This is a genomic window from Candidatus Dependentiae bacterium (assembly GCA_018897535.1).
Lineage (GTDB): Bacteria > Babelota > Babeliae > Babelales > UASB340 > UASB340.
This window is the reverse complement of sequence record JAHIKO010000008.1, coordinates 1-9559: the sequence shown is the minus strand read 5'-3', so window position 1 is coordinate 9559 and position 9559 is coordinate 1. Positions and strand designations below refer to the sequence as shown.

Sequence of the window (9559 nt, the reverse complement as noted above, 5' to 3'; positions counted from 1 at the left end):
TATAATTATTTTAGAAAAGCCTGATTTCAATAAGTTTTGTGTGAATAATAATAGATTATTTGGAGGGTTATATGCCGGAATAATTATAGCGATATTATTTATATTCATTATCCAAACTTTCTTTTTTTGTTAAATTTAAACTAAATATAGAAAAATAAAAGATTGGATTTGTAATGAGTAAAAATTTAGTATCAGTTGTTTTGGGTTCTTACAATAGATCTGACTTTTTAAAATTAACAATAGATTCGGTGCGAAAAGAACTTATTGATTTATCTCATGAAATAATTGTTATAGACGGTGGCTCTAATGATGGGGCTCTTGAGTGGCTTTTAAATCAAAAAGATATTATTACCATTGTGCAACATAATCGAGGAGAGTGGCAGGGTAAATTAATAGAACGAAAATCTTGGGGTTATTTTATGAATCTGGGATTTCGGGCCGCAAGTTCAAAATATATTTGCATGATAAGCGATGATTGTTTAATTGTTTCCGGAGCGATTAAAAATGGATTAAATTTGTTTGAAGAGGAATTAAGTAAACAAGAAAAAATCGGTGCTGTTGCTTTTTATTGGCGTGATAGTTTTTCTCCATATCAGTTTCATGTAGGATATACATTATCAGAAAAACTCTATGTTAATCATGGTATTTATTTGAAAACAGCTTTACAAGAAATTGATTATATCGATGATGAAAACTTCTTTTTTTATAATGCTGATGCAGATTTATGTTTAAAATTATTAAAAGTAGGGTATAAAACTATTAAAAGTACTAATTCTTTTGTTGAACATTTTTCGCATGCTAATCAAGCTGTAAGAAGTTCGAATTATATTAAAAAAAAACAGGACGATTATAATTTTTTTAAAAAATGGGAAAATATTTTTTATGACAAAAAAAAACATAATATAGGTAAAATTGAATATATAAATTTTATAGACATTTTTAATACAGCAGAAGTTTATAGGCCATTTTTTGAAAAATTGTTAAAAGAGAATCCTGAAATATTTATTAAAATAATAAAAAAAACACCGTTTTATAGAAGAGTAAAAAATTTTTTAAATAGAGCTTTTTTTAAAAACAGCTAAAACATTGAACTCAGTACCTAAAAAGTTTGCTTCTTTTTTTTCGATTATATTATCAAGTTTATTTAATATGTAAGCTATTTTTGGTAATAATATTTTTTGATAAAATTTTCTTTCTTCGTAACTTTTATTATCTTTTAATATAAATTTTTTAATTGGATAATTAGCATAACGAAAATATCTTTTTAGTTTATTCCAAATTAGATTGTGAATTTTATGAGGATAAATAATTTTGATTAAAGATAATTGTAAATTTGTTGATATTTCCAATTCTTTAAATCGTTTTGCATTGTAGTATCTATAATGACCATATTTTGTAAACTCTTCATTTGTAGAAATTCCAGAAACTCTGCCAGGAACAAATATTATTAATTCACCATTGTTTTTTAAAACTCTAAGGCATTCTTTTATAACATTAAAATCATTTTTTATGTGTTCTAATGTATGAGAAGTGATTATTACATCAAAAAAATTATCATCATAAGGTAATTTTTCGGCATTTCCAATTGTTAAATTTGCTTTTTTATTTAATTTTTTTAATATTTGTTCTGTAAAATTTATTGCATTTTTTGAATAATCAATTCCGTAGCAATTAAAATTATTCAAATCCTGAATTATGCTGGAAATTCCTGTTCCAATTTCTAATAAATTTCCGGATGTTTGTTTTATGTTGGATATTATTAATTGCCTTGTACAAAAACTTCCAACATCGTATCGATAAGAATTGTAATCTGAAATATTAAAAAAATTCTCATAAAAATCTGAAAAATTTTTGTTTTCCAATTATTTACTCTCCCTTTTTTATAAATTTCTATTTATCTCGATTGAAAGATCTTTTTTAGAAATTTCAAAAATATTTTGATTTTTAACCAAAAGAACTCGATTCATTTTTTCTATAAAAGATAATCTATGAGAAATAACTATTATGGTTTTTTCTTTACTAATCTCTTCAATCGCTAACCGTATTAAGTTTTCAGATTCTTGGTCCAGAGCAGATGTGGCTTCGTCAAAAATTAAAATTTCGGGGTTTTTCAGTAAAGCTCTTGCAATTGTAAGCCGTTGTTTTTGGCCGCCTGAAAGTTTACATCCGTTTTCACCGACAATAGTATTGTATTTTTCCGGTAATTTTTGAATAAATTCATCGGCATGTGCCGCTTTACAAGCTTTTATTATATCGTCTATATTTTTATTACTTTGAGAGTATGCAACATTTGCAGTAATTGTATCGTTAAACAAAAATGTTTTTTGTCCGACATATCCAATTTTATCTCTAATTTCTTCAAATGATATATTTTCTATATCATGATTATTTATAAATATTTTTCCCGATTTTGGGCTTATAAAAGAAAGTATCAAATCGCAAAAAGTACTTTTCCCTGAGCCGGATTCGCCCATTATTCCAATGCTTTCGCCACTATTGATTACTAAATTTATATTTTTTAAAACTTCAATATTTTCATTGTAATTAAAGCTTACATTTTCAAAAGAAATTTTAGTTATGCTGTTGGTTAAAATATTTGTGCTATCGTTTCTTGTCATGGCCGGATAAAATTTATCCATAACTTCGAAAATTCTTTCTGCTGCTGCAAGTCCATATTGTACCTCAGCATAGACATTTATTAATCTTTTTAATGGTTGATAGGCAAGTAATACTGCTGCAAAAAATGCGGTTAATTGTCCTGCCGATATTGTTCCTGCCATTATTTGGTGTGCAGCAACATAAAAAACAACACCACTGCCCAGCATGGCAACGGTTTCGATAAATGCAGGACCGAATGATTCAATGTGAACATTTTGCATAATGGCACTAAAAACAAATTTTAATTTATCTGCAAATCTATCCGATTCTATTTTTTCACCATTGAATGCTTTAACTTCACGAATTCCAATAAATATTTCTTGAAGCATTGTGCTTAAATTTCCAATATTTTTTTGTATTGTAAATGATGCTTGTTTTACTGCAGCACCCATTTTTTTGATTGAAATTCCAATTAAAGGACCAACTAAAATCATCAAGAGTGCTAATTTCCAATTTTGTGTGAATGCAACTCCCAATAAAAAGATTGCTTCAAAAAAACTTCGAACACCATTTTTAATTCCTGATGCCGAGGCATTTTGAATCATTTGTATGTCATTTAAAAAATGAGACATAAGTTGGCCGGTTGTTTTTTCCTGAAAAAATGAAATTGGAAAATGAATTACTTTTTTAAATAGATCAAGTCTTATATCGTTAATAACTTTATTGCCAACAAAGTTCATGTAGTAATTTGATAAGTACATGAAAAGCCCTTTTAGGGCGAATAATAAAATAAAACCGAGTATAAACGGTATTAATAAATTATTTATTTTTTTTATAAAAATATCGTCAACGGCGTGTTTTAAAATATATGTTGGTGCTGCTGAAAATATGCCATAGAAAGATGCTGTAATAATAGATAGAAGTAAATATTTCCAATAATTTTTTGTGTAATTTAAAATTCTTTTTAATGTATTCATATTTAATTACCTGTATTTCTTTTTTAGAAGCATTATATTACTAATTTTTTAATATATTGGAAATTTTTTACAAAAAGATTCAACTTCTACTTTAAGTTTTTTAGAAAAATTATTATCAAGTCTGTTTTTAATTGCTTCATCAATCCAGTGAACAATTTTTAATACGTCTTGTTCCAATATGCCTCTGGTTGTAATTGCAGGTGTACCGATTCTAATTCCACTGGTTACAGTTGGTGGTGTTGGATCGAATGGAATTGAATTGCTGTTTAAAATAATTCCGGATTGTTCTAAAAGCTTTTCTACTTCTTTGCCTGAAATATTTTTATTTCTTAGATCTATTAAAAATAAATGATTATCTGTACCTCCGGTTACAATTCTATATCCTAAATTTTTAAATTCCTGTGCCATAATTTTTGCATTTTTAACCACCTGTTCTTGATATGTTTTAAATTCAGGATTTAAGGCATTATCAAAAGCAATTGCCTTGGCAGCAATAACATGCATCAATGGCCCGCCCTGTGAGCCGGGCATAACTGCACGGTCAAGTTTTTGAGCATGCTCAATTTTGCTCATAATTATTCCACCTCTGGGGCCACGCAATGTTTTGTGCGTTGTACTGCTAACAAAATCTGCATATGGTATTGGACTTGGGTGAATTCCTGCGGCAACCAATCCTGCAATATGTGCAATGTCTACAAATAACAAAGCTTTGTTTCGCTTAGCTATTTCGTGTAATTTTGCAAAATCAATAATTCTTGAATAGGCACTTGCTCCTGCAACAATCATTTTGGGTTGATGTTGATTGGCTAAAAGTTCAATTTCATCATAATCAAGTTGTTCATTTTCAGGGCTTACATTGTAAGCTATAAAATTATAAATTTTTCCGGAAAAATTTACTTTGTGTCCGTGAGTTAAATGCCCGCCGGCACTTAGATTCATACCCAAAATAGTATCTCCGGGATTTAAGCAGCTTAAATAAACTGCAAAGTTTGCGCTTGATCCGGAATGAGGTTGCACGTTAATATGTTCGCAATTAAATAACTTTTTGCCTTGTTCTATTGCATAAAGTTCTACTTTGTCTATAACTTCACATCCGCCATAATAACGTTTTCCGGGGTAACCTTCGGCATATTTATTTGTAAGAACCGAGCCTGTTGCCATTAAAACATTTTTTGGAGCATAATTTTCTGAAGCAATTAAATTTATAGTTTTTTGTTCTCTTTCTTCTTCCGCTTTTATTAAATTAAATATTGTATTCATAGCAATTTTCCTTATTTTCATAATTATTGACTATCTGAATAATTTTTTGGCAATCTATTAATAAATGGTATTAGGTTTAATGATTATATCACTAAAATTTTTTTATAAAAAAAAGGGAGATTTTTATGAAAAAGACTTTTTTAAGCGCTGTTTTATCGGCTCTTTTGGTAATGCCTTGCGTAACTGTTATTGCAGGTCATGGCGGTGATTCTTTTGCCGGTGGTCTTGCCGGTGGATTGGTTGGTGGTGTTGTTGCAGGATCTATGGCAAAAGACGGGTCCGGTAAAAGAGCTGAGCAAAAAGTTGAAATGATGCAGATGGAACGCAATATTGAAAAACAGACCGGTAATGTTATGTACACCAATATGCTACTTATATTTATAGTTATTATGTTTTTGGCTGTTATTGCTCTTTCAATAATGGTTATAAGAATGAAAAGAAAATAATTATTTTTTATAAAAGAATGAGAATTTTATTATGAAAATTTCGTTAAAACAAATTTTTGTCTATTTGTTATGTTCCGTGTCTTTAGTTAATGCGGGGCATGGAGGATCATCTTTTGGCGGCGCAATGGCCGGAGGTATGATGGGTTCAATGTTGGGCTCAGCTATGACTCAACCAAGAGAAAAAACTGTAGTTGTCCAATCTAGGGGTGGTGATATTTCAAGAAGAGAAATCACTAAGCTGGAACAAAATTTAAGAGATGAAATTTCGAGATTGGAAGATATTGTTCGTAGCGATCTTAATAAACTTTATGATAGATTAAGAGAAGCTGAATCAACAATTAGGGATCTTGAAGCAAAGCATGCTAAAACTGAACCGGTTGTTGTAAAACCTGTCAAAAAGCATGTAGAACCTGTTGATATTGAACCGATTGAAGAGATGGAAGAGCGAGAGCTGGAATAAATTTTTAGTATTTGTTCTTTTAGGGATATAAAATTGCCTGCCGCTGTGCAGGCAATTTTTTTGCTTGTCTTAATCTAAAAGATTCGTAATAATAGAGATTATTTAAAAAAAGCTTTTATTTAAATGTTATAAGGAATTTTTGATATGATTTCAACATCAGATTTTCGTAAAAATTCAACCAAGCTATTATGGAAAGATGAGCCTTGGATGGTTCTTGATTTCCAGCTTGTAAAACCGGGAAAAGGTGGCACATACGTTCGTACAAAGATGAAAAATTTGCTTACGGGTAGGGTGCTTGAAGAAACTTTTAGATCTGCTGAAAAATTTCCTGAACCGGATTTGGAAAAGAAAACAATGCAGTATTTATATATGGATGATCATGTGCATTTTATGGATCAGGAAAGCTTTGATCAGGCTGACTTTGATCTGGATGTTGTTGAATCAGTAAAAGGTTATCTGCAAGATGGCCAGGAATATGGCATATTATTTTTCCAGGGTAGACCTATAAGCGTAGAGCCTCCAACGTTTATGATTCTTGAAGTAAAGGAAACTTTACCTGGAGTTAAGGGTGATACGGCTCAAGGTGGAAGTAAGCCTGCAACATTGGAAACCGGTTTGGTTGTATCAGTTCCTTTATTTATTCAAGAGGGTCAAAGAATAAAGGTTGATACTCGCGAAAATTTGTACATTGAAAGAGTTGATTAATTAATTTTAAAGGCTATGAGTTTTATTGCTCATAGCCTATTTTGTTCTTTAAAATTTTTATATTTGATGAATCTTATGGATGATGAAAATAAAATTACCGTCAAAACTATGCGAGATATACGAGGTTTTGCATTTCATTTGCTTTATGTTGCAGAATCTTGGGATTATTCCGTTTCTATAGATGAAATTGTTGATATGTTTAGATCAGGATATGATATAGACATTACTGATGACTCTAGGGCAATAAGTATGGCTTTTAGTGTTATGGAAGAACGTGAAGAGCTTGATACAATTATTAAACCATTATTAAAAAATTGGAAAATAGATCGTCTTGGTATTTGTACTTTATTGATTTTAAGACTTGCCATATGGGAATTAAAACAAAAAAATTTGCCACCATCGATTGTAATAAATGAAGCCATTGAATTGGCCAAAAATTTTGCCGAAAAAGATTCTTATAAGTTTGTAAACGGAATTTTAGATGAAGTCTGTAAAAATTTAAATATTTGTGATGAAGATCATGACGATTCAGGAGATTCAAATGAACAATCTAACGATCAATCAGACATTAAGTAATCTGGAAAATATTAATTTAAATAGCCCTTTATTTTTTATTTTGGGTCCATGTGTTATCGAAAACGAAGCTCATTCTTTAAAAGCTGCTGAATTTTTAAAAAAATTATCCGAAAAGTTGAAGTTTAACTTTATATTTAAAAGTTCTTTTGATAAAGCCAACAGAACTTCTTTAGGCAATTATAGGGGTACGGGTTTTCATGAGGGCTTAAAAGTTCTTGAAAAAGTTAGATCCATTTTTGATATTCCGGTAATAACCGATATTCATGAAATAAGTCAAGTAAATGAAGTTGCATCAGTTGTGGATGTTTTGCAAATTCCTGCATTTTTATGCAGACAGACAGATTTACTTTTGGCTGCCGGAAAAACCGGTAAATTTATTAATGTAAAAAAGGGACAATTCTTAGCCCCTGAAAATATGAAATCGGTTTTAGAAAAAGTTACTTCGACCGGAAATAAAAAAGTTTGGGCATGTGAAAGAGGTTATTCTTTTGGCTACAATAATTTGATTGTAGACTATAGAAATTTTGAAATTATGAAACGTTTTGGCCATCCAGTAGTCTTTGATGCTACCCACTCTGTACAGATGCCTAGTGCTAATGGTTGTTCGTCCGGTGGCGATAGACGTTTCGCCGCACCTTTGGCTATTTCGGCTGTTGCTCAAGGTATTTCGGGTTTATTTATGGAAGTTCATGATAATCCTGAGCATGCACTTTGTGACGGTCCAAATTCTATAAGATTTTCACAACTTGAAGAGTTATTGAAATATTTAATTGAATTGGATTCTTGGGTAAAGTCTAAAAAAACTCCGGAGATTAGTTAAAATTTTTAGTGAAAGGATTGTAATGAAAAAGCTTTTTTCTATTATTTTATTAGGAATTTCTTTATATCAGGTTCAGGCTATGAATTTAAACGGTTTAGAACAAGATATAAAGAACCAGTTTGAATATTATGAAAATAAAGAAAAAGAAGCCAAAGAATTTCATTTGAATACAATTTATTCTTATTATATTCGTATTTGTGCTCAAGATTTGAATAGCTTTCTTAACGATTTTGGATGTTCAATTTCGGATAAAGTTTTTATTGAATATTTTGCTAAAAAATACAAAAATTCTGATATTGAATTTGAAAAAGCATGGCCTTTTGGGTTTGATATTTTGGATAATGAGGATCAAAAAATTGGATTTTTTAAACATAAGCTGTTAAATGAACTTTTAAATTGTGAATTTACAGAATCTAAAATTGAAAAATATTTTGCTCCTGATAATTTACCAAAAGCTTTTCTAAAAATGATATTTAATCTTTTTCCTGATTTAGAGTTTGCTGAAGTTGATCAAAATAAATTATCTAAAATTATTTTAAATAGTAAAGCAATGTTTAATTATTTTTATGACATTGCACTGCAAGAGGCTATTTCTCAAGATTCATCATCTTTTGAAGACGAATCTTTTAGCGATTAATAAATATTTATTTTTTTTATTCTATAAGCCCGGTAAAACACCGGGCTTATTTTGTATTTAAGACTTAGATTAAATTAAAAATTCTTTCATTGAAAAAGAAAGTTTATTTTTATAGATTAACAAAAGTTATATTATTTATTTAAAGGAGACGTATGAAAAAGTTTATTTCTATTTTATTTATCTCTCTTTTTTTATTTTCAAATTCATATAATATGTCGCCTTTGCAAGAAGCTATTGAGGCTTTGGGTATTAAAAAATTTTTATTAAATCAAGATAAAGATGTTTTTGTTGATTCTATTAAAATATATTTAACTGCTAAATTTTTATTAAAATTTGGGGATGAATATTTTAAAAAAGCGTCGAATAATAAATTGTATTTTTTAGTTAAAATTTTCGAAAATATTAAGTTACAAACAGATGTCTTAGATAGAATAGATAAAATATTCGAAGAAGGAACTATTTTTGCTTATTTATCTAAAAAAGAGGTTTTGAATATATTTAATAATATACAAGAAGTGGGTAAAAAATTTAATGAAACTGACGATAATGATTTAGAATTAGGGGAAAAAATAAAAAATTTTTTTAAAGAATTTCATGATTTGATTGAAAAGAATTGTATAAATGAGGTTACTTTTGATTATTTTGATTACTTAAATGGTACTGAAACTACGAATAAAGCTATGGAGGAATTTATATCTTTAATTGAAAAATTAGGATTTCCTGTCAGCAAAGCTATTGATTTAAGTGAAGAGTCTGATTGTTACTCTGAATATTCAGATTCGGGTTCAAGTTCGACTTCAAATGAAATATTTAAAAATAAATTACGAAGAGATGTCCCATATTTTACTGATAACGAAAATTAACAATACTTTAATTAGATTTTAATTTTGAATACAAAAAAAGGGACCTAAAATTATTTAGGGCCCTTTTAAATTTTGAAAAACTAAGCTAATTCAGGAAAAAAGAATTTGATTTCAACTTTAGCAGTTTCAGGTGCATCCGAACCGTGAGTTGCATTTTCGCCTTTATTTGTACCATAAAGTTTTCTAATACTATTTTCAGATGCTTTTGCTGGATCCG

The 9559-nt window shown here is 29.2% G+C and carries 12 protein-coding genes; 8 read left to right on the top strand and 4 right to left on the bottom strand.

Annotated elements, in window-relative coordinates:
• Positions 1–173: 173 nt before the first annotated feature.
• On the top strand, positions 174–1082 hold the full coding sequence (locus KKE07_00430; protein MBU4269330.1) for a glycosyltransferase: 909 nt from the start codon (positions 174–176) through the stop codon (positions 1080–1082).
• Here KKE07_00430 and KKE07_00425 read toward each other — a convergent pair.
• Genes KKE07_00425 through KKE07_00415 form a run of 3 tightly spaced genes read right to left on the bottom strand, consistent with a single transcriptional unit; the run spans position 1053 to position 4856 of the window.
• The gene (locus KKE07_00425) at positions 1053–1862 is read right to left on the bottom strand and encodes a class I SAM-dependent methyltransferase (GenBank protein ID MBU4269329.1); all 810 of its coding nucleotides are present in this window, start codon (positions 1860–1862) and stop codon (positions 1053–1055) included. The two genes, KKE07_00430 and KKE07_00425, sit on opposite strands and share 30 nt — an antisense overlap.
• Before the next feature lie 18 nt (positions 1863–1880).
• Entirely contained in the window at positions 1881–3575 is a 1695-nt protein-coding gene (locus KKE07_00420; GenBank protein ID MBU4269328.1) for an ABC transporter ATP-binding protein/permease, read from the bottom strand.
• A 48-nt stretch (positions 3576–3623) separates the two neighbouring features.
• Entirely contained in the window at positions 3624–4856 is a 1233-nt protein-coding gene (locus KKE07_00415; protein ID MBU4269327.1) for a serine hydroxymethyltransferase, read from the bottom strand.
• A gap of 104 nt (positions 4857–4960) precedes the next feature.
• Between KKE07_00415 and KKE07_00410 the strand changes: the two genes are divergently transcribed.
• The 7 genes from KKE07_00410 to KKE07_00380 all read left to right on the top strand — a co-directional run bounded on the left by KKE07_00410 (position 4961) and on the right by KKE07_00380 (position 9342).
• Positions 4961–5281: a hypothetical protein gene (locus tag KKE07_00410; protein MBU4269326.1), complete on the top strand. Its 321-nt coding sequence runs from the start codon at positions 4961–4963 to the stop codon at positions 5279–5281.
• Between the two features lie 31 nt (positions 5282–5312).
• Positions 5313–5741 (top strand): CCDC90 family protein, encoded by a 429-nt coding sequence (locus tag KKE07_00405; protein ID MBU4269325.1) that lies wholly within the window; start codon positions 5313–5315, stop codon positions 5739–5741.
• 144 nt (positions 5742–5885) lie between these two features.
• Positions 5886–6446: an elongation factor P gene (efp, locus tag KKE07_00400; GenBank protein ID MBU4269324.1), complete on the top strand. Its 561-nt coding sequence runs from the start codon at positions 5886–5888 to the stop codon at positions 6444–6446.
• Positions 6447–6461: 15 nt separating this feature from the next.
• Positions 6462–7022, top strand: a complete 561-nt coding sequence (nusB, locus tag KKE07_00395; GenBank protein ID MBU4269323.1) for a transcription antitermination factor NusB — start codon at positions 6462–6464, stop codon at positions 7020–7022.
• A complete protein-coding gene (gene kdsA, locus KKE07_00390; protein MBU4269322.1) occupies positions 6988–7842 on the top strand; it encodes a 3-deoxy-8-phosphooctulonate synthase in 855 nt (284 codons plus the stop codon). The genes nusB and kdsA overlap by 35 nt, the downstream gene beginning before the upstream one ends.
• 22 nt (positions 7843–7864) lie before the next feature.
• Positions 7865–8479 (top strand): hypothetical protein, encoded by a 615-nt coding sequence (locus tag KKE07_00385; protein ID MBU4269321.1) that lies wholly within the window; start codon positions 7865–7867, stop codon positions 8477–8479.
• Positions 8480–8631: 152 nt separating this feature from the next.
• Positions 8632–9342, top strand: a complete 711-nt coding sequence (locus KKE07_00380; GenBank protein ID MBU4269320.1) for a hypothetical protein — start codon at positions 8632–8634, stop codon at positions 9340–9342.
• An 80-nt stretch (positions 9343–9422) separates the two neighbouring features.
• Here the strand turns inward: KKE07_00380 and KKE07_00375 are convergent.
• Positions 9423–9559: nucleoside-diphosphate kinase (locus tag KKE07_00375; GenBank protein ID MBU4269319.1), on the bottom strand; the 137-nt coding region annotated here is incomplete at its 5' end.